Origin of the sequence: Vreelandella gomseomensis, from assembly GCF_031451645.1 — a bacterium.
In the GTDB taxonomy this organism is placed as follows: Bacteria; Pseudomonadota; Gammaproteobacteria; order Pseudomonadales; family Halomonadaceae; genus Vreelandella; species Vreelandella gomseomensis.
The window spans coordinates 76,287-96,468 of the sequence record NZ_JARWAI010000013.1; the positions used below are offsets into that span (position 1 = coordinate 76,287).

The following is a 20,182-nucleotide window of genomic DNA, read 5'->3' on the forward strand; positions in this document are numbered from 1 at the left end:
GCTTCCCCCTGTTATTCCTGAGGCGCCGCGTGGGCACGTACCCTTGCGGCTTTGTGCTCGACGGCGGCATTGATAAAGCCTGAAAAGAGCGGATGGCCATCCCGCGGCGTCGAGGTGAATTCCGGGTGGAACTGGCAGGCGACGTACCAGGGATGGTCAGCAAGCTCGACCATTTCGACCAGCGACTGGTCGACGCTCTTACCCGAGATCACCAGCCCGGCCTTTTCCAGGTCGTCGACGAACTGGTTGTTGACCTCGAAGCGGTGACGATGACGTTCGACGATCTCATCAGCGCCATAGGCCTCGCGGGCCCGGCTGCCCGGCCTCAGGTGGCAGACCTGGCCGCCCAGACGCATGGTACCGCCCAGGTCGGACGCGGCGTCGCGCAGCTCGATCTTGCCTTCGGCGTTGAGCCACTCGGTAATCAGGCCAACAACGGGATGCTGGGTATTGTGGGTAAACTCGGTGGAGTTGGCGTCTGCCCAGCCCGCCACATGCCGCGCGAACTCGATGACCGCGACCTGCATACCCAGGCAGATCCCCAGATACGGCACCTTGTTTTCACGGGCGAACTGGGCCGTCATGATCTTGCCTTCCACGCCGCGCTCGCCAAAGCCGCCTGGCACCAGAATGGCGTCTTTACCGGCCAGCCGCTCGGTGCCATGGCGCTCGATATCTTCAGAGTCGACGAAGTCGATATTGACCTTGATACGCCCCTGGATACCGGCGTGGATCAGCGCTTCGTTGAGCGACTTGTAGGCATCGAGGAGCTCCATGTACTTGCCGACCATGGCAATGCTCACCGATTTGAGCGGATTGAGCTTGGCATCCAGCACTTTCACCCACTCGGACAGATCGGCTTCAGGGGCTTCCAGGCGCAGCTTGTCGCACACGATATCGTCCAGGCCGTGCTCGTGGAGCATCAGCGGGATGCGATAAATGGTGTCGGCGTCCTGCAGGGGCACCACCGCGCGCTCTTCCACGTTGGTGAACAGCGCGATCTTGCGCCGCTCGCTTTCTTCCAGCTCGACTTCGCTGCGACAGATCAGGATATCCGGCTGGATACCGATGGAGCGTAGCTCCTTGACGCTGTGCTGGGTGGGCTTGGTCTTGGTTTCGCCCGCCGTCTTGATGTATGGCACCAGCGTCAGGTGCATGTAGATCGCCCGGCTGGCGCCCAGCTCGCTGCGGATCTGGCGGATTGACTCCAGGAACGGCAGCGACTCGATGTCACCGACCGTACCGCCGATTTCCACCAGCGCCACGTCGAAACCTTCGCCACCGGCATAGACACGCTGCTTGATCTCGTCGGTGATATGCGGAATGACCTGCACGGTGCCGCCCAGGTAGTCACCACGCCGCTCGCGGCGCAGCACGTGCTCGTAGACACGGCCGGTGGTGAAGTTGTTGCCCTGGGTCATCTTGGTGCGAATGAAGCGTTCGTAGTGACCAAGGTCCAGATCGGTTTCGGCACCATCCTCGGTGACAAACACCTCGCCATGCTGGAAGGGACTCATGGTGCCCGGATCCACGTTGATGTACGGGTCGAGCTTGAGCATGGTGACCTTAAGGCCGCGCGCCTCGAGGATCGCCGCCAGCGAGGCCGACGCGATGCCCTTGCCGAGAGAGGACACAACGCCGCCGGTCACGAAGATATATCGTGTCATGAAAAACCTGTCGAAACGTGATCAGAAGGCACGGCAGAAAGCCACACCAGGATGGGACGACAGGATAGCAGAGTACGCCTAAAGGCTCAATTTGAACTGAGCATCCAAAACCTACTCAGATTGAATAACACTTGTGCCAACGCCCCAGCGATAGGTCTCCGCGAGGGCGCTGTGAACTCATCCCTGGGCGCTACTTTCGCCATCCCTGGCGAAAGACCCTCGCTACGACCTATCCCTGGCGCTGCTCTATGCGTCAGGCGCGCGTTACACGCCCAGGTAATCCAGCATGCCTTCGGCAGCCTGGCGGCCTTCGTAGATGGCGGTGACCACCAGGTCGGAGCCACGCACCATATCGCCGCCGGCAAAGATTTTCTCGTTGCTGGTCTGGAAGGCGTACTGGCCGTGTTCCGGGGCTTTGACCCGGTCGCGCTCGTCGATCTGGATGTTGGCCGGGTCGAACCACGGCGCGGGGCTGGCCTGGAAACCGAAGGCAACGACCACGGCGTCGGCGGGGACGATCTCTTCCGAACCCGGCACCACTTCGGGACGCTGCCGGCCGTTTTCATCCGGCTCGCCCAGACGCGTGCGCACCACCTTCACGCCTTCGACCTTGTCTTCACCGACCACGGCCACCGGCTGGCGGTTGAACAGGAATTCGACCCCTTCTTCCCGGGCATTGGCCACCTCTTTACGCGACCCCGGCATGTTCTCTTCATCACGGCGATAGGCGCAGGTTACGCTCGCCGCACCTTGACGAATCGAGGTCCGGTTACAGTCCATGGCGGTATCACCGCCGCCCAGTACCACCACGCGCTTGCCTTCCATGGAAATGTAGTCATTGGGGTCTTTTTCAAAGCCCAGGCAGCGATTGACGTTGGCAATCAGGAAGTCGAGCGCTTTATAAACACCCGGCAGGTCTTCGCCTGGGAAGCCACCTTCCATGTACTTATAGGTACCCATGCCCAGAAACACTGCGTCGTAATCCTGGAGCAGCGTTTCAAACTCAACGTCGGTACCGATCTCGGTATTCAGCCGGAACTCGACGCCCATTTCTTCAAAGACTGCACGCCGGCGTTCCATGACGTTCTTTTCCAGCTTGAACTCGGGAATGCCGAACGTCAGCAGGCCGCCGATTTCGGGGTACTTGTCGAACACCACCGGCTTGACGCCGTTGCGCGCCAGGATATCGGCGCAGCCCAGTCCCGCCGGCCCCGCGCCGACAATGGCGACTTTCTTGTCGGTCCAGGTCACGTTAGACATGTCCGGGCGCCAGCCCATGGCAAAGGCGGTGTCGGTGATGTACTTCTCGATCGACCCGATGGTCACCGCGCCGAAGCCGTCGTTGAGCGTGCAGTCGCCTTCACACAGGCGATCCTGCGGGCACACGCGGCCACACACCTCGGGCAGCGAGTTGGTCTTGTGCGACAGCTCGGCGGCTTCGATGATGTTGCCTTCCACCACCAACTGCAGCCAGTTGGGAATATAGTTGTGCACCGGACACTTCCACTCGCAGTACGGGTTGCCGCAGTGCAGGCAGCGGTGTGCCTGACTGGCCGCATCTGTGGGTTTGTACGGCTCGTAGATCTCGGCAAATTCCTTGGCCCGCGTGCGCGCGGGTTTCTTCTGGGGGTCCTGGCGACCCACGTCGACAAACTGAAAGTCGTTGTTCAAACGGTTGGCCATGATGTCTCTCCTGTCAGCGATAGGGGCTAAACGGTTATTCCGGATGACGCCGCGACTGGTCCAGTAGGCTGCCGAGGCTCGCCGCCTTGGGCTTTACCAGCCAGAAGTGGCGCGCGTAATCGCTGAAGTCTTCCAAAATAGCCGCCCCACGTGCCGATCCTGTCGCTGCCACGTAGGCCTCAATCATTTCACGCAGATGGCGACGATACGCCTCCATCGCTTCGGTGTTAACACGGTGAATCTCGACCAGCTCGTGGTTGTACTTGTCCACGAAGGTGCGCTCTTCATCCAGCACATAGGCAAAACCGCCGGTCATGCCCGCGCCGAAGTTGACGCCCGTTTCGCCGAGCACGCAGACCATGCCACCAGTCATGTACTCGCAGCAGTGATCGCCGGCGCCTTCGATGACCGCCGTGGCGCCGGAGTTGCGCACCGCGAAGCGCTCGCCCGCCGTGCCTGCGGCAAACAGGGTGCCGCCGGTCGCCCCGTAAAGGCAGGTATTGCCGATGATCGCCGTCTTGTGGCTTTCGAACTCGCTCACCCTGGGCGGCACAATCACGATACTGCCGCCGTTCATGCCTTTACCGACGTAGTCGTTGGCATCGCCTTCCAGGTACAGATTCAGGCCACAGGCGTTCCATACCCCGAAGCTCTGACCGGCTACCCCGGTAAAGCGTGCGGTCACCGGCGCCGCTTCCAGACCTTTTTCACCGTAGCGCTTGGCAATCGCACCGGACGTCAATGCGCCCACGCTGCGGTCGCAGTTGGTAATCGAAAAGTCGAATTCGCCGCCGGATTGGCTGTCGATGGCGTCCCTGAGGGCCGCCAGCACCTCCTGGTTCTTGGCGCCTGGATCATGGGGCACGTTGCGACTCACCTCGCAGAACTGCGGCGCGTCGGCGGGCACGAAGTCATTGGTCAGCAGCGGCGTCAAATCCAGCTTGCGCTGGGACGCGGTGGTGCCTTCCAGCACTTCCAGCAGGTCGGTGCGGCCGATCAGGTCGGTGAGCTTGCACACCCCCAGCATGGCCATCAGTTCGCGGACTTCCTCGGCAATAAAGCGGAAGTAGTGCTTGACCATGTCCACGGTGCCACGGAAGTGCTCGCCGCGCAGGAAGTCATCCTGGGTAGCGACACCGGTGGCACAGTTGTTCAGGTGACAGATACGCAGGTACTTGCAGCCCAGCGCGACCATCGGCGCGGTACCGAAGCCGAAGCTCTCGGCGCCCAGGATCGCCGCCTTGACCACGTCGAGCCCGGTTTTCAGGCCGCCGTCGGTCTGCAGGCGAATCTTGTCGCGCAGGCCGTTGATGCGCAGCGCCTGGTGCACCTCCGGCAGGCCCAGCTCCCAGGGGCTACCTGCGTGCTTGATCGAGGTCAGCGGGCTCGCCGCCGTACCGCCGTCGTAGCCGGAGACGGTGATTAGATCGGCATAGGCCTTGGCCACACCCGTAGCGATGGTGCCGATGCCCGGCTCGGACACCAGCTTGACCGAAACCTGAGCATCCGGGTTGACCTGCTTGAGGTCAAAGATCAGCTGCGCCAGGTCTTCGATCGAGTAGATATCGTGGTGCGGCGGCGGCGAAATCAGCGTGACGCCGGGCACCGAATAACGCAGCCGGGCAATCAGCTGGTTGACCTTGCCGCCGGGCAGCTGGCCGCCCTCGCCGGGCTTGGCGCCCTGGGCCACCTTGATCTGCAGCACTTCGGCGTTGACCAGATAGTGCGGAGTGACGCCAAAGCGGCCCGACGCGATCTGCTTGATCTTGGAGCTGCGAATCGTGCCGTAGCGCGCCGGATCTTCGCCGCCTTCACCCGAGTTGGAGCGACCGCCGGCCTCGTTCATGGCCTGGGCCAGCGCCTCGTGGGCTTCCGGCGAAAGCGCGCCCAGCGACATGCCCGCGCTATCGAAACGCGGCAGCAGGTCTTCGACAGGCTCGACGTCGTCCAGGGCTACCGGCGTTTCCGACGGCTTGAGCTTGAGCAGATCGCGGATGGTCGCCACCGGCCGCTCATTGACCAACTGGGCGAACTTCTTCCACTTGGGGTAGCTGCCTTCCTGAACGGCGGCCTGCAGCGTCATGACCACGTCCGGGTTATAGGCGTGGTATTCGTGGCCGTGCACGTACTTGAACATGCCGCCCTGCAGAATGCCCTTGCGCGGGATCCAGGCGTCTTTAGCCAGCAATGCCTGTTGCATTTGCAGCTCGGCAAAGCCAGTGCCCTGGATGCGCGACGCCATGCCCGGGAAGCACATCTGCATGATGTCGTCGTCGAGGCCGACAGCTTCAAACAACATCGAACCGCGGTAAGACGCCAGTGTCGAGATGCCCATCTTGGAGAGGATTTTGAATAGCCCCTTCTGCAGGCCTTTACGGTAGTTTTCCCGCGCGTCTGCCGGGTTGCCGGTCAGTTCGCCGGTGCGGTGCATATCCGCCATCACCTGATAGGCAAGCCAGGGGTAAACCGCCGTGGCGCCGACGCCGAACAGCACCGCCATCTGATGGGCATCCCGCGCGTAGCCGGTCTCCACCACAATGTTGGCGTTGGGGCGCAGGGCCAGACGGCCCAGATGGGTATGCACCGCGCCCACCGCCAGGGCGGCCTGAATCGGCAGCAGTCCCTTGGGCAAGTCGGCATCGGAGAGCACCAGCACGACCTTGCCGGCCTGCACCTGCGCTTCCGCTTCCTGGCACAGCGCTGCCAGCGCCTGCTTGAGCGACTGCTGTTCGGGATCATAGCCAAGCGACAGAGTGTGGCTGGCAAACGCCGGGTCGTCCTGGCTGACCAGCGCGGTAAACTTGCGCGGCGACAAAACCGGCGTGGTCAGAATCAAGCGATGGGCGTGCTCGGGCGTTGCCTTGAAGACGTTGAGCTCGGCGCCGCAGCAGGTTTCCAGCGACATCACGATAGCTTCGCGCAGCGGGTCGATCGCCGGGTTGGTCACCTGGGCAAACTTCTGGCGGAAATAGTCGGTGAGCAGACGCGGACGGCTGGACAGCACCGCCATCGGCGTATCGTCGCCCATGGAGCCGACGGCCTCTTGACCACTCTCGGCCAGCGGGCGCAGCACCTGGTCGCGTTCTTCGAAGCTGACCTGAAACATCTTCTGCTGCACGTTCAGCGCGTCGGTGCCCATGTTCTGGAAGCGCGCCAGCTCGGTGAGCGCCGACTCGAGGTAGTTGGCTTCCTGCTTCAGCCAGCGCTTGTAGGGATACGCCGACTTCAGACGGTTGTCGATGTCCTGGGTATGCAGTACTTCGCCGGTCTGGGTATCCACCGCCAGCATCTGGCCGGGGCCCACGCGGCCTTTGGCCACCACGTCTTCCGGCTGGTAACCGTAGGTGCCGATTTCCGAGGCCAGGGTGATGTAACCGTTCTTGGTAATCACCCAGCGCGCCGGGCGCAGGCCGTTGCGGTCAAGCATGCATACCGCCTGGCGGCCGTCGGTCATCACCACGCCCGCCGGACCGTCCCAGGGCTCCATGTGCATGGAGTTGTATTCGTAGAAGCCACGCAGCTCGGCGTCCATGGTTTCGACGTTCTGCCAGGCCGGCGGCACCATCATGCGCACCGCGCGATGCAGCTCCATGCCGCCGGTGAGCAGCACTTCGAGCATGTTATCCATGCTCGAGGAATCGGAACCGGTGGTATTGACGATTTCGTCCAGCTCAGCGATATCCGGCAGGCGTTCGCTGACGAAGTTGGCCTTGCGCGAGTTCGCCCAGCCGCGGTTGGCCTCGATGGTGTTGATTTCACCGTTGTGGGCCAGCAGGCGGAACGGCTGGGCCAGCGGCCAGCGCGGTGCGGTGTTGGTCGAGAAGCGCTGGTGGAACACGCAGATCGCCGTTTCCAGGCGCGGGTCGTTGAGGTCTTTGTAGAAAGCCGGCAGGTCTTCGGGCATCACCAGCCCTTTGTACGACACCACCTCGGACGACAGCGACGCGACATAGAAGTCCTCGTCGTCGCGCAGCGCCTGCTCGGCACGACGGCGCGCCATGAACAGGTCAACGTCGAAATGCTCGCCGCTGCCCGGCTGCACGAACACCTGACGGATACGCGGCAGGCAATCCAGCGACATCGGCCCACACACGCTTGAGTCGGTCGGCACCGCGCGCCAGCCGAGCACGTCGAGTCCGCGCGCTTCCAGCTCGCCGGTCAGGGTGTCGCGGGCATGCGCTTCGCGGGCGTCATCATTGGGCAGGAAAACAGTGCCTACGGCGAACCGTTCGCCGAGTTCGACGCCCAGCGCCTCCTGGGCGATGGCCTGCATGAAATGCACAGGCATCTTAAGCAGCAGCCCACAGCCGTCGCCGGTTTTACCGTCGGCGGCAATGCCGCCCCGGTGAGTCATGCAGGTGAGTGACTCGATCGCGGTTTTCAACAGATCGTGGCTGGCCTGCCCCTCCATATGGGCAATCAGGCCGAAGCCGCAGTTGTCGCGAAACTCGCCGGGCTGGTGAAGACCTTGGTTCATGGGCGTGCCTCTAGTCAGCGTGTTTTTTTGGTAGCGGGGGTGTGATACAAAGGCGGGTTATTGATTTTTTGGTGGTGATGGCCTGCCCGCTAAAGGGAGGCGCTTGCCTTCGCTACCGTCTTTAAAATGGCCGATCAGCATAGCGATTTGCAGCCGTCTTGCGCAATCCTTCCGCGTTCAGCGAACGCTCAAAACCCTTGCCAAATCCTGTAGTTGCACAACCAGTCAACTAAAAAAACGATACCCTTCAACCACTTGCGAAGCCGAAAAACGCTATTTTAACGAAGCAATTCCGCCACTAGACTTTAGTCTAAAAAGGCAGTTTTTAGCCATGCCGATGCTGCATGAGGCATACGGATTAGCTAAAGCAAAACCGCCCAAGCAGCCATCCAACAAAAACACCCCGCTGCCTGGAGCGGGGTGTTTTTATTGAATGACCGTCGGTAAAGGCTAGCGTCGTGGGTAGTGGTCGAGCAGGCGCTTCAATTGATCAACAGGTACCGCATCGCTGACGCAGGCGCGGCCCAGTGCTTCCAGCAGCACCAGGCGCAGGCGGGTGTCGATATTTTTCTTGTCCAGCCGCATACGAGCGAGAAAGTCGTCGCTCGACATGCCCTGGGGGGCGTGGACGGGTAAGTCAGCGCTCTTGATCACCGCCAGGCTGCGCTCACGCTGCGCCGATGAAATCCAGCCCAGCGTATGGGAAAGCGTCGCGGCCATGGCCATCCCCGCCCCCACGGCTTCGCCGTGCAGCCAGTTGCCATAGCCCTGGTGCGCCTCGATAGCGTGACCAAAGGTGTGCCCCAGGTTGAGTAGCGCGCGCACGCCCTGCTCGGTCTCGTCCTCGGCCACCACGTCGGCCTTTATCTGGCAGCTCTGGGCAATCGCCTCGGCGATGACTGCGGGCTCCACGCGGCGCAGCGCCGTCATGTTATTTTCCAGCCAGTCCAGAAAGTCGGCATCGCGGATCAGGCCGTACTTGATGACTTCCGCCAGGCCTGCGGAGAGTTCCCGCGCGGGCAGCGTGGTGAGCGTATCGATATCCACCAGCACGGCCTTGGGCTGCCAGAATGCGCCGATCATGTTTTTGCCCAGCGGATGATTGACGCCGGTCTTGCCCCCCACCGAGGAATCCACCTGGGACAGCAACGTGGTCGGCACCTGGATAAACGCCACGCCGCGCTGATAGGCAGCGGCGGCATAGCCCACCATGTCACCGATTACGCCGCCGCCCAGCGCCACCAGCGTACAGCGGCGATTGAACCCGGCTTCCAGCAGCGCATCCCAGATGCGACCTACCTGCTCCATGGATTTGTACTGCTCGCCATCGGGCAGCACCACCGTACGCACCTCCAAATGATCCGGCAGGCTGGCGCAGAGCTTATCAAGGTACAGCGGGGCAATCGCGGTGTTGGTCACCACCATGACCTGCTGCCCCGCCAGATAGGGCGTCAGCAGTTCGGGCTTGCCTATCAGCCCGGTACCAACATGAATCGGATAGCTGCGCTCGCCGAGCGACACGGTAAGCGTACGCTGTACGCCATCGACTGCGGTCATGGGGATACCTTGTTGGACGATTGTGCGGGTTCAAGCGGGTCGACGATGCGCCGCACGCGACGCAGAATCTCGTTGACCACCGCGCGCGGGCTACGCCGGTCGGTACGCACGGTGATATCGGACGTGGCGCGATACAGCGGGTCGCGCTGGGCGAACATGTCGTTGAGCACCTGTTCGCGATTGTCGCACTGAAGCAAGGGCCGGTTGCGATCCTTGGCCGTGCGCCTGAGCTGCTGGTCCACCGTGGTCAGCAGGTACACCACCGTGCCGCGCTCGCGCAGCGCTCGGCGATTTTCCTCGCGCAACACCGCGCCGCCGCCGGTCGCCACCACCACCGATGGACGCTGGGTCAGCTCGTCAATCATGTGGACTTCGCGCTGGCGAAAGCCATGCTCGCCTTCCACATCAAAGATCCACGGGATATCGGCCCCGCAACGGGCTTGGATGGCGTGGTCGCTATCGAAAAACTCGCGCGACAGTTCGGCGGCCAGCAGCCGACCAATCGTGCTTTTGCCGGCCCCCATGGGGCCAATCAGAAAAAGGTTGGGTAAATCCTGCATCAGCGAACCGTTAAGCCATCATCAAGAAGTCGGGGTGTAATAAAGACTAACAACTCTACCTTTTCATTGCTCTCTTCGGTATAGCGAAACAGTCGACCCAGCAAAGGAATATCGCCAAGCAACGGTGTTTTGGAAACTTGCCTTAACTCTTCAGTGGTCAAGATTCCCCCCAGCACCACCGTTTGGCCGTTATCCACCAGCACCTGGGTCTCGATCTCGTTGGTATCGATGGGCGGCTCACCGCCAAATTCAGACTCACGGAAGCTGTCGTTGCGAATCAGCAGGTCCATGATAATACGGTTGTCCGGGGTAATCTGCGGGGTCACCTCAAGTGATAACAACGCCTCCTTAAACTCGGTATCCGGATTATCGTTACCATCGACGCTCTGAAAGGCACGCTCCTCGCCCTGGCTGATGGTGGCGGTGCGCTGGTTGGCGGTGATGATCTTGGGCTGGGAGATCGTCTGGCTCTTGCCCTCGCTCTCCAGCGCCCGCAGCTCAAGGTCGAGCAACACGTCGCCGGCCAGATAGCCGAAGCTGAACCCGGTGCCGGCGTCAGAGGTATCGCCCAGGTCGACCGAGAGCCCGCCCCGCGCCCGGTTCAGACCGCCAGGGTTGATATCGCGGCTTTCGAAAGTGCCGTCACCGCTGTCCTGAAAGCCTCGGGTGCTGGATGCCCCCCAGTCGATCCCCAGCTCACGGGAAGCCGTATCGCGGGCAATCACGATACGCGCCTCGATCTGGACCTGGCGCACGGCGACATCCAGACGATCCAGGGTGCGGGTAATATCGCGTACCTGATCGGGCGTATCCTGGATCAGCAGCGTGTTGGTGCGCTGGTCAACGCTGACCCGACCACGTTCGGTGAGCAGCCCAAAGCCATCGGCACCGCGCAGCAGCTGGGCCAGGTCTTCGGCGCGCGCGTACTTCACTTCGATAAACTCGGTAATCAAGGGTGCCAGGGTTTCCTGCTGGTTGCGGGCCTCAAGCTGCTGGCGCTCCATCTCGGCGAGCTCATCCGCCGGGGCCACGACAATGACGTTGCCCTTTTCCCGGCTGGCGAGCCCCTGGCTCTGCAGAATCAGATCCAGCGCCTGATCCCAGGGCACGTCATTGAGGTTCAGCGTCACGCGGCCGCTGACGCTGTCGCTGGCCACCAGGTTCAGGCCGGTAAAATCGGCAAGCGTGGCCAGTACAGTGCGCACTTCGATATCCTGGAAGTTAAGGCTCAGACGTTCACCGGTGTAGTCCTCGCCGCGCTCGGCCCGGGCTTCCTGGGGCGCGTCGCTGACTGGCTGCACCTCCACCGTCAGTTGATCCCCCGACTGCGACGACACCATGGCGTAGGGGCCATCGGTGGAAAGCACCAGTTCGCTGCCGCGCTGCCCGCGACGCGGGGTAATGCGGGAAATAGGCGTGGCGAAGTCGGTGACGTCATAGACCTGGTTGAGCGCGTCGGGCACGTTGACGTCACCCAGCTCGACGATCACCTTGTCGCTGCCACCTTCGCGCACCCTGGGGCTCACGCTGTCACGGTCGAAGGTCACCATCAGGCGCCCGGCGCCGTCTTCTCCGCGCCGGAAGTCGATATCCTGCACCTGAGGGCCTTGCGCCGTTTCGAGAGACGACCCTGTCGAGCGCTGCTCATTGTCGTCAAGCAGTGTCACAGTGAGGCGATCCCCGGACACTGCCGAACGAAAGCGGCGGGGCCCATCCAGGTCGAGCACCAGGCGCGTGCGGCCGCTGCCCTCCAGCGCCGTGATACCTTGAATGCCGCCTTCGTCGATGCGCATGCGTCGTTCGTCCAGGCCGTTTTCGGTCGCGGACAAGTCCAGCGCCAGACGCGGCGGGTTCGTTAATGGATAGCCGTTGAGCTCAGGCACCTCACCGCTGAAGCGCAGGTTCAGCGTCACGTCACCGCGAGGGGTCTCGCCCACGTCCAGAGCGGTGAGTACCGATGCCATCGCCCAGCCGGGGAGCAGCACCAATGCCAACAGCATACCTTGCCGAACATGACGTATCAGAGTGTTTGCCATGGGTCTCCATCCACTTGCCTTGGGTCGCAGCGTAAGCCGCGCGCCCCTCATTGTTTAGCGCTCATCGTCAATGGTGAGCGAGGCCGGTCGTGCCTGCCAGCCGCTTTGCTGGGTGTAGATACGCTCGCGAATATCTACCCGCTGCTCGGAGATAGCGGTGATCCGCCCGTAGTCGCCGCCCACATAATTGCCTTCCCTAACAGTGACTACCTCGCCCTCTGGCGTGGCGATCATGGCCAGCTGGCGCCCGCCCATGCGCAGCGTGCCGACCAGTTGCAGTTCCTGGAGCGAAAATTGCTCCAGCGGCTCGGCGGGGCGCTGTTGATCCGGCGCGTTCTCGCTGCCCGCCAGCAGGCCGGACACGCCGCTCTGAACCGATTCAGGCGGGCTGAACGGGCTGCGCGCCTCGCTATGTCGATAGCGCTGCGTGGGATAAAGCGGCACGTAGGGAACCACTATTCCCGGCTCGTTGCTGGGCATCTGCCGAATCTCGGCGAGGGTGGTTTCCAGCTGCGAAAGCGACGGGTCGGCGCAGCCCGCTAGCAGGCCAAACGCCACGACCCATCCCATCCCTCGACACCCTTGCCGCCTCATGGTGTGTCCTCCCGTTCGCGGTAGGTACGCGCCAGCAGCGACAGTCGCAGGGTATCGCCGCTGCTGTCCGCCGGGGCCAGGGTAAAGTCGTGCTGCGTCACCAGCCGTGACAGCGACGCTATATCGGCGGCAAAGCGGGCAATCTGGTGGAAGTCGCCGCGCACCTGAATGTCCAGCGGCTGTTCCACATAGTGCGTTCGGGAGACCGTGGGGCGCAAACGCACGGTTTCGATGGTCAGTCGATTATCCACGGCGGCATCGCTGATGCTGTCGAGCAGCGACGGGATTTCCGCATCCGTTGGCAGTATAGCCCGCAGGCGCGTCATCTGATCCTGAAGCGTCGCGATCTGCTCGCGTATCTTGGGCAGCTGAGCCGCCTCCCCCGCCTGGCGCCGGTAATCGCTGAGCAGCCGCGATTCCTGCTGCTGGGCGCTGTCCAGCGCCGCGCGTCGCTCGCCGATTACCCACCACTCCATGAGCAGCAGCGCCACCAGCAAGGCCAGCACGCCGCACAGCCACTTGAGCAGCAGCGGCCAGCCGCCGGCTTCCTTGACGTCCAGATCGCGCAAGTCGACGCTGCGCAGCTGCTGCCATTCGTGTGTCCAGCGCGCCCGACTCCACATCATGGCTGCTCCCCGGCAGAGGTCGCGAGCGACGATTGTTCAACGTCGAAGCGAAAGCGCCGGCCGCTCCCCTCAGCGTCGCTTTCAACTTCCGACAGCGACGGTACGCCCAGCGCAGGGCTATCAGCGATCCGGCGTAGCTGATCGGAAACCTGGCGTTCGCTGGCCGCTACGCCTTCGACGCTGACCCGAGCACCGCTGCGCGATACCTGCTGATAGACCACGCCGTCGACAACGCTGCCCGCCAGGGCATTGAACAGCGCCACGGTGCTGGCCCGCTGGGTCTGCAGCGTCTGAAACAGCACCAGCTGTTCGCCCAGCCGCAGGGCATCGGCTTGGTAGCGCTCCAAGTCGCCGATATCCTGACTCAATTCGCGAGCCTGCTCCTCGATAAACGCATTGCGCTGCTGCTGGGCCGCCACCTGGGCCGCGTAGAATTCGGCAATGCCCCACCCCAGCGCGGCCCCCAGCAGCAGCATCGCCGCCACCGCGTAATAAAAACGCCGCGTGCGGCGCTCGCGCTGCTCCTCCCGCCATGGCAGCAGATTGATGGTGATGCTCATTGGCCGATCCTCATGGCCAGGCCCCCGGCGGTCAGCATGGCCGGGGCGTCATTGGTCAGCGCTTCGACGTTGAGGCGTTTGTTGACCCCCATCGCCTGGAAGGGGTTGGCAATGGTCACCGTCATGCCGCTGTCCTCGGCAATACGCTCGGCAAGCCCGGGAATCACGCTCGACCCGCCCGCCAGGACAATATGCTTGACCTCGTGCTGGCGCCCCGCCGTGTAGTAAAGCTGCAGCGAACGCCCCACCTGCTGAACCACGGTTTCCAGAAACGGGTTCAGCACGCTGTCATGATAGTCATCGGGCAGGCCGCCGCGTTTCTTGGCAAACCCGGCCTCTTCCATACTCAACTGGTAGCGGTCGCGAATCGCGTCGGTAAGCTGACGACCGCCAAATACGGTGTCACGGCTGTAGACGATGTGCCCACCGCGCACGACGTGAAAAGCGTTCATGTTGGCGCCGATATCCACCAGGCCGACGCAGGCCTCTGGATCGTCCGAGACGTGCAGTTGGCGGCGTAACACCTCGAAGGCACGCTCCATGGCAAAGGTCTCTACCTCGACGGCCGCGGGTTCAAGGCCGGCGCGTTCAAGGGTGTCGGTCAGTTGAGTCACGTCCTGCTGGCGGCAGGCCACCAGCACTACCCGCTGGTGATCATCGTCAAACGGCGATGGCCCCAGGCATTCGAAGTCGAACGCCACTTCATTGAACGGGAAGGGAATATGCCGGTCTGATTCGGCGACGATGCGGGCTTCGATATCTTCTTCACTGAGCGAGCGCGGAAAGCTCAACGTCTTGGTGATCGCCGCGCTCGCCGGCACCGCCACCGCCGCCTTGCGCGTTGAAGGGCTCGCGTGCTCTACCGCACGGCTCAGCACATTGGCCACGTCATCAATGTCGCGAATGCGTCGCTCCACCACGGCGCCTTCTCGTAACGGGCGCACAGCGTAGCTTTCCACCTGGAAATTCTGGTGAGCATATCTGAGTTCGAGCAGCTTGACGGTCGCCGAGGTAATATCGACCCCGATCAACCCGTTACGGGGTTTGAGTAAGCGCATTGTGGGTCCGGTATCGCCTGCCTATCGCGTTGCCTGAGGTTACATGATTTTCCACCAAGTCACACTCACATCGCCTTCCGGGCATATCAGCACTGGTGGCGGCCGCTTCGGCTTCCTATAATGGCAGCCAGCTGCGTGATACGGTCGTTTAGATACCGTCTCTTTTTTTATTCATCCCATGGGTACTTTCCATTCATGACGTTCCTCCGCACCTTTATTGTGTCGCTGTTAGGCATCGTGGTTTCGCTTGCCGGTGCCGTTACCCTCGCGGTCGTCGGCGCCGCCATCTATTTCGCCCCGGGTCTTCCCGACGTGCGCCAGCTGCAGAACTTCGAACTGCATTCCCCGCTGCGCATCATGACCCGCGACGGACGTATGATCGGTGAATTCGGCGAAGAACGGCGCATCGAAGTTGACTTCGACGCGATTCCCGAGAAGATGATCGACGCGCTGACCGCTGCCGAAGACGCGAGCTTTTTCGATCACCATGGCGTCGCGCCGAGCTCGCTGGCCCGCGCGTCCCTGGAGCTGATGCAAAGCGGCGGAGCGATCCAGTCCGGCGGCTCCACCATTACCATGCAGGTCGCGCGAAATTACCTGCTCACGCTGGATCAGACATTTACCCGCAAGATCCGCGAAATTCTGCTCGCCTTGCAGATGGAGCAATTGTTAAATAAACAAGAAATTTTCGAACTTTATGTAAATAAAATATTTTTAGGTAACCGAGCGTATGGCATCGCCGCTGCCGCCGACACCTACTACGACAGACCGCTTGATGAGTTGACGCTGGCGGAAACCGCCATGATCGCCGGTCTACCCAAAGCGCCTTCGGCCTTCAACCCGCTGGCCAACTCGGAACGTTCGCTGATTCGCCGCAACTGGATCCTGTTCCGCATGCGCGAGCTGGGGCATATCGACGAAGCCACCTACCGCGAGGCCGTCCAGGCCCCGGTAACCGCGCGCCGTCACTCCACCGAGCCCGAAGTCGACGCCTCCTATGTGGCGGAAATGGCGCGCCAGTACGCCATCGACCGCTTTGGTGACAAGGCCTACACCGGCGGATACCGCATTTACACCACCATCGACAGTGACCTGCAGCCCACCGCTCGCCGCGCTCTGGCCGACGGCCTGATTGCCTATGACCGGCGTCACGGCTGGCGAGGTCCGGAAGAGCGCGACATTGCTGCAAGCCTCGTCGAAGCCCAGGAAGAAACCGCCACGCAGGGGCTCGAGGAAGAACTTGCCGAGTCGCCGGAAATTCGCGAAACCGCCCGCCAGGCGGCTGAACGCAGCCAGACCAAAATCGACGGCATCGAGGGCGACGTCAGCAACTGGTTGCAGGTACTGGAGCGCACACCACGCTACGGCCTGCTCGAGCCGGCCATCGTGGTCGAGAGCAGCGGCCAGGAAATGGCGGTTCTGCATGAGGGCGAGCTACGCCGTATTCCCTGGGAAGGGCTAAGCTGGGCGCGCCCTTACCGCTCGCCGCGCAGCCGGGGAGCACAACCCAACACGGCGAGCGACATCGCCACCCGGGGTGACCTGGTGCGTGTCGTAGAAGACGAGGAAGGCCAGTTACGCCTGTCGCAGTTACCGCAAGCTCAGGGCTCGCTAGTGGCCCAGAATCCGCGCACCGGCGCTATCCTGGCGCTTCAGGGCGGCTTTGATTTCAACGCCAGCAAGTTCAACCGCGCCGTTCAGGCTCAGCGTCAGGCAGGCTCCATCTTCAAGCCGTTCATCTACCTGGCCGCGCTGGAAGATGGCGACCTGAACGCGGCCAGCGTGGTCAATGACGCCCCCGTGGTCATGGATGACGGCAGCGACACCCTGTGGCGCCCGGTCAACTCGAGCCTTGATTTCAATGGTCCGATGCGGCTACGGCCGGCGCTGGCCCGCTCGCGCAACCTGGTGACCATCCGCGTACTGCAAAGCCTGGGGCTGGACTACACCCTTGACTATCTGAAAGGCTTCGGCTTCGCCGAAGGACGTCTGCCACACGGCCTGTCGCTGGCGTTAGGCAGCGCCACGCTGACGCCAATGGAAATGACCAACGCCTATTCGGTGCTTGCCAACGGCGGCTTTCAGGTATCGCCGTGGTTTATCGAGCGCGTCACCCGTGAAGGTGAAAACGGCGAGGAAATCCTCGACGAAGCCAGCCCCCGGGTGGCCTGCCGCGAATGCGATGACGACCAGGAGACGGTGGAAATCGACGGCAACGAGTACCCCGTCGCGCCCCGCGTGGCCGACGAAGCCGCCTTGTATATTCTGCGCGACATGATGCGCGACGTGATTGAAAACGGTACCGGCCGTGCCGCGCTGAGCCTGGAACGCGATGACATCGTCGGCAAGACCGGCACCACCAACAGCCAGCGCGACGCCTGGTTTGCCGGCTTCAACGACCGCCTGGTGACCACCGTCTGGGTCGGCAAGGACAGTAACGAAACCATCGCCGAGTACGGATCCAACGCGGCACTGCCGATTTGGATCGACTTCATGGGGAATGCGCTGGAGGGCACCCCATCAGCGATGCCCGAGCGTCCTGACGACGTGGTGACGGCACGTATCGATCCTGATAGCGGCCGCCGCCTGCGCGACGACCAGTCCGGGGGTATCACCGAGCTGTTCCATAAGGATCACCTGCCCGATTACCAGGCCCGCCAGATCAGCCGTGAGTTGGAAGAAGCCAGCGGCTCCCAGGGCTCGGGCACCGCAGAGTCCATCTTCTAACGCGCTGAACGGCGATAACAAAAGGGCCTGGCAAGTTGCCAGGCCCTTTTTTATGCGCCGATATTGTCAGGCGGCGACGGCAGATTGCCGCCGGTTGGCCAGCCAGTTGGCGGCAATCGCCGTACTCATGACGACCACCCCGGCGACTTCCGCCATCAGGTTCGGGTAGAACACGCCAATGATCGCCACGCTGATGGCCATGCGCGACGGCCACCCCATGCGGGTGAACAGATAGCCTTCCAGGGCGGCGGCAAAGGCACACAGCGCCAGCAGGGCAATCACCGCGTTCCAGATCACCAGCGGCACCGGCCCACCGACGATGATCTCCGGGTTGAAGACCATGAACAGCGGAATCAGGTACAGCCCCTTGGCGAACTTCCAGGCCTGGAAGCTGGTTTCCATGGGCTTGCTGCCGGCAATGGCCGCCCCGGCAAACCCCGCCAGGGCCACAGGCGGCGTGACGTTGGAATCCTGGGAATACCAGAACACGACCAGGTGGGCGACCAGCAGCGGAATGCCGAACTCCGTGGTCAGTGCCGGGCCGACCAGCACAATGAGCACGATATAGCTCGCCGTAACCGGCAGGCCCATGCCCAGCACCAGGCTCGCCAACAGCACCATGACCAGCGCGAGCACGATGTTGCCGCCTGAGAACGCCATCATCATCGACGAGAACTTGAGTCCCAGGCCGGTCAGCCCGACGACCCCGACGATAATGCCCGCCACGGCGCAGGCCATGGACACGGCCACGGCATTGCGCGCGCCCAGCTCAAGCCCCTCCACCAGCTTCCTGAGCCCGGCGAAAGCGGTTTCCTTGATGCGGTAGGCGGATACCGGCTCGCCCTGGCGGGGCGCCACAAAGAAGAACCAGATCACATAGCGCAGCACGGCCACCGCCACCATGGTCACCACGGCGTAAAAGCCGACGCGCATGGGTGACATACTCATGGCCAGCAGCCACACCAGAACGGCCAGCGGCAGCAGGAAGTGCCAGCCGTCCTTCATCACCTGGCGCATCTGCGGCAGCTCGCTGCGGGACATGCCCTGCATGCCCTGCTTGAGCGCGATGATATGCACGAACAGGTACACCGTCGCAAAGTACATCACCGCCGGCAGAATGCTGACCTTGACGATATCCAGGTACGGCGTGTTGGTGTATTCGGCGATCAGGAAGGCACCGGCCCCCATCAGCGGCGGGGTAATCTGCCCGCCGGTGGAAGCCGCCGCCTCGATCCCGCCCGCTTGCTTGGGCTTGTAGCCCAGGCGCTTCATCAGCGGAATGGTGAACGCCCCCGTGGTGACCACGTTGGCAATCGCACTGCCGGAAATCGACCCCATGCCCGCAGATGCCAGCACCGCCGCCTTGGCGGGCCCCCCGCGCTGGCGGCCGGTCGCCGCGTAGGCCATGTCGATAAAGAACCGGCCGGCACCGGTGCTTTCCAGAAAGGCGCCAAACAGTACAAAGATAAAGATATAGGTGGCGGCGACGCCCAAGGGCAGCCCGAAAATGCCTTCCTGGCCGAGATACAGCTGCCCGGCGATGCGGTCGAGGCTGTAGCCACGGTGCTCAAGAATCCCCGGCAGCCACTCCCCCAGCCAGGTCAGGTCACCGCGCGGGCCGGCCATGGCATAGGCAATCGCGACCAGGCCAATCACCGTCATACTGAAGCCCACCGCCCTGCGACTGGCTTCCAGCACCGTGAAGGTGGCAATGCAAGCTACCAGAATATCGGTTTGTGACCAGAAGCCTGCCCGGTTGATGATCTCGTCGAGAAACAGCACCAGATAGCCGCCGGTGATCACCGCACCGCTGAAAAACACCGCATCAATTGCCCAGCCCAACATCCCCCTGGGACGGGCACCGCCGAACACCGGAAACATCAGGAAGGCCAGCATCATCACCAGCGCCAGGTGGATACTGCGCTGATAGAAAAGCCCCAGCGGCTGGATACCCGCCGAGTAAAGCTGAAACAGGGAAAGCCCCATCGCCACGATGGTAATGCACCACAGCACGGCACGCGGCTGAACCACGTTGCCGCCGGGCATGACCACCGAGGGTTGATTGGATTCGCTCATGAAGTCCTCGTCAGACACTTTTGGCTTACTGGCTAGTGGCGCCGGATGGCGGCGCGTCCTGGGTCAGGCGTAGCGTTACCCGCTCGCCGGCGGCGCGCTGACTCAGGCTGACGCTATGCGCCTCCCCCTCGCGCTGCCACACCAGACGATGATCCACGGCGGGCGCGCCGACACGCAACACGTACTGATTGCCGGGCACGGCTTCGTCGATGTCCTCGATCCAGTAGCCTCCCTGACCGTCGGACACCTGTACACCTCGGCCGTGAATATGCCCAAGCCCGGCCGCAAAATCGGGTTGGTGACTACGCTCAAGCTCCATCACCCCCGCGTGATTGCGGTAGCAGTCCAGCACCGCAAATTTTTCCACCGAGTGATGCCATTGCAGGCACCAGCGGGCGCCCTCAGGCATGGCCGCTTGAAAGAGTGTTTCGCCCTGCTCGTCGATCACCACCAGGAATGCAGACGCATTAGCCGGAGAGGAGTACGACTCCGCTCCGGCTAATGGTGAGCCGATTAGCCCCAGCGCCAAGGCTGGGGCCAACCACCTGGTCATGATGCGAG

The 20,182-nt window shown here is 62.6% G+C and carries 13 protein-coding genes; 1 reads left to right on the forward strand and 12 read right to left on the reverse strand.

Annotated elements, in window-relative coordinates:
• Nucleotides 1-11 precede the first annotated feature (11 nt).
• The 10 genes from QC815_RS15620 to pilM all read right to left on the reverse strand — a co-directional run bounded on the left by QC815_RS15620 (nt 12) and on the right by pilM (nt 14,818).
• On the reverse strand, nt 12-1,667 hold the full coding sequence (locus QC815_RS15620; protein WP_230447028.1) for a CTP synthase: 1,656 nt from the start codon (nt 1,665-1,667) through the stop codon (nt 12-14).
• 264 nt (nt 1,668-1,931) lie between these two features.
• A complete protein-coding gene (locus QC815_RS15625) occupies nt 1,932-3,350 on the reverse strand; it encodes an FAD-dependent oxidoreductase (RefSeq protein WP_310540812.1) in 1,419 nt (472 codons plus the stop codon).
• 34 nt (nt 3,351-3,384) lie between these two features.
• Nucleotides 3,385-7,827, reverse strand: coding sequence for a glutamate synthase large subunit (gene gltB / locus QC815_RS15630; RefSeq protein ID WP_310540814.1), 4,443 nt, complete (start codon nt 7,825-7,827; stop codon nt 3,385-3,387).
• A 450-nt stretch (nt 7,828-8,277) separates the two neighbouring features.
• Nucleotides 8,278-9,384, reverse strand: coding sequence for a 3-dehydroquinate synthase (gene aroB, locus QC815_RS15635; RefSeq protein WP_310540816.1), 1,107 nt, complete (start codon nt 9,382-9,384; stop codon nt 8,278-8,280).
• Nucleotides 9,381-9,944 carry a shikimate kinase AroK gene (aroK, locus tag QC815_RS15640; protein WP_230447033.1) on the reverse strand — a complete coding sequence of 188 codons (564 nt, stop codon included), beginning with the start codon at nt 9,942-9,944 and terminating at the stop codon, nt 9,381-9,383. The genes aroB and aroK overlap by 4 nt, the downstream gene beginning before the upstream one ends.
• Nucleotides 9,944-11,980: a type IV pilus secretin PilQ gene (locus tag QC815_RS15645; RefSeq protein ID WP_310540819.1), complete on the reverse strand. Its 2,037-nt coding sequence runs from the start codon at nt 11,978-11,980 to the stop codon at nt 9,944-9,946. The genes aroK and QC815_RS15645 overlap by 1 nt, the downstream gene beginning before the upstream one ends.
• 54 nt (nt 11,981-12,034) lie before the next feature.
• Nucleotides 12,035-12,550, reverse strand: a complete 516-nt coding sequence (locus QC815_RS15650) for a pilus assembly protein PilP (RefSeq protein ID WP_310540821.1) — start codon at nt 12,548-12,550, stop codon at nt 12,035-12,037.
• A gap of 20 nt (nt 12,551-12,570) precedes the next feature.
• Nucleotides 12,571-13,200 (reverse strand): type IV pilus inner membrane component PilO, encoded by a 630-nt coding sequence (locus QC815_RS15655; RefSeq protein WP_230447036.1) that lies wholly within the window; start codon nt 13,198-13,200, stop codon nt 12,571-12,573.
• Nucleotides 13,197-13,760, reverse strand: a complete 564-nt coding sequence (locus tag QC815_RS15660; RefSeq protein ID WP_310540824.1) for a PilN domain-containing protein — start codon at nt 13,758-13,760, stop codon at nt 13,197-13,199. The genes QC815_RS15655 and QC815_RS15660 overlap by 4 nt, the downstream gene beginning before the upstream one ends.
• Nucleotides 13,757-14,818 carry a type IV pilus assembly protein PilM gene (gene pilM, locus QC815_RS15665; RefSeq protein ID WP_230447038.1) on the reverse strand — a complete coding sequence of 354 codons (1,062 nt, stop codon included), beginning with the start codon at nt 14,816-14,818 and terminating at the stop codon, nt 13,757-13,759. The genes QC815_RS15660 and pilM overlap by 4 nt, the downstream gene beginning before the upstream one ends.
• A 195-nt stretch (nt 14,819-15,013) precedes the next feature.
• Between pilM and QC815_RS15670 the strand changes: the two genes are divergently transcribed.
• A complete protein-coding gene (locus QC815_RS15670) occupies nt 15,014-17,545 on the forward strand; it encodes a penicillin-binding protein 1A (protein WP_230447039.1) in 2,532 nt (843 codons plus the stop codon).
• Between the two features lie 66 nt (nt 17,546-17,611).
• On the opposite strand, the gene QC815_RS15675 is transcribed toward QC815_RS15670, so the two are convergent.
• Both QC815_RS15675 and QC815_RS15680 read right to left on the reverse strand, forming a co-directional pair.
• Nucleotides 17,612-19,621, reverse strand: a complete 2,010-nt coding sequence (locus tag QC815_RS15675; RefSeq protein ID WP_310540827.1) for a TRAP transporter permease — start codon at nt 19,619-19,621, stop codon at nt 17,612-17,614.
• A 25-nt stretch (nt 19,622-19,646) separates the two neighbouring features.
• A complete protein-coding gene (locus QC815_RS15680) occupies nt 19,647-20,174 on the reverse strand; it encodes a DUF1850 domain-containing protein (RefSeq protein ID WP_230447278.1) in 528 nt (175 codons plus the stop codon).
• Nucleotides 20,175-20,182: the final 8 nt, after the last annotated feature.

Bases quoted from the DNA above. Each gene is read 5' to 3' on its own strand.
- QC815_RS15620 (WP_230447028.1), bottom strand. From the start codon at position 1,667: ATGACACGATATATCTTCGTGACCGGCGGCGTTGTGTCCTCTCTCGGC.
- QC815_RS15625 (WP_310540812.1), bottom strand. From the start codon at position 3,350: ATGGCCAACCGTTTGAACAACGACTTTCAGTTTGTCGACGTGGGTCGC.
- gltB (WP_310540814.1), bottom strand. From the start codon at position 7,827: ATGAACCAAGGTCTTCACCAGCCCGGCGAGTTTCGCGACAACTGCGGC.
- aroB (WP_310540816.1), bottom strand. From the start codon at position 9,384: ATGACCGCAGTCGATGGCGTACAGCGTACGCTTACCGTGTCGCTCGGC.
- aroK (WP_230447033.1), bottom strand. From the start codon at position 9,944: ATGCAGGATTTACCCAACCTTTTTCTGATTGGCCCCATGGGGGCCGGC.
- QC815_RS15645 (WP_310540819.1), bottom strand. From the start codon at position 11,980: ATGGCAAACACTCTGATACGTCATGTTCGGCAAGGTATGCTGTTGGCA.
- QC815_RS15650 (WP_310540821.1), bottom strand. From the start codon at position 12,550: ATGGGATGGGTCGTGGCGTTTGGCCTGCTAGCGGGCTGCGCCGACCCG.
- QC815_RS15655 (WP_230447036.1), bottom strand. From the start codon at position 13,200: ATGATGTGGAGTCGGGCGCGCTGGACACACGAATGGCAGCAGCTGCGC.
- QC815_RS15660 (WP_310540824.1), bottom strand. From the start codon at position 13,760: ATGAGCATCACCATCAATCTGCTGCCATGGCGGGAGGAGCAGCGCGAG.
- pilM (WP_230447038.1), bottom strand. From the start codon at position 14,818: ATGCGCTTACTCAAACCCCGTAACGGGTTGATCGGGGTCGATATTACC.
- QC815_RS15670 (WP_230447039.1), top strand. From the start codon at position 15,014: ATGACGTTCCTCCGCACCTTTATTGTGTCGCTGTTAGGCATCGTGGTT.
- QC815_RS15675 (WP_310540827.1), bottom strand. From the start codon at position 19,621: ATGAGCGAATCCAATCAACCCTCGGTGGTCATGCCCGGCGGCAACGTG.
- QC815_RS15680 (WP_230447278.1), bottom strand. From the start codon at position 20,174: ATGACCAGGTGGTTGGCCCCAGCCTTGGCGCTGGGGCTAATCGGCTCA.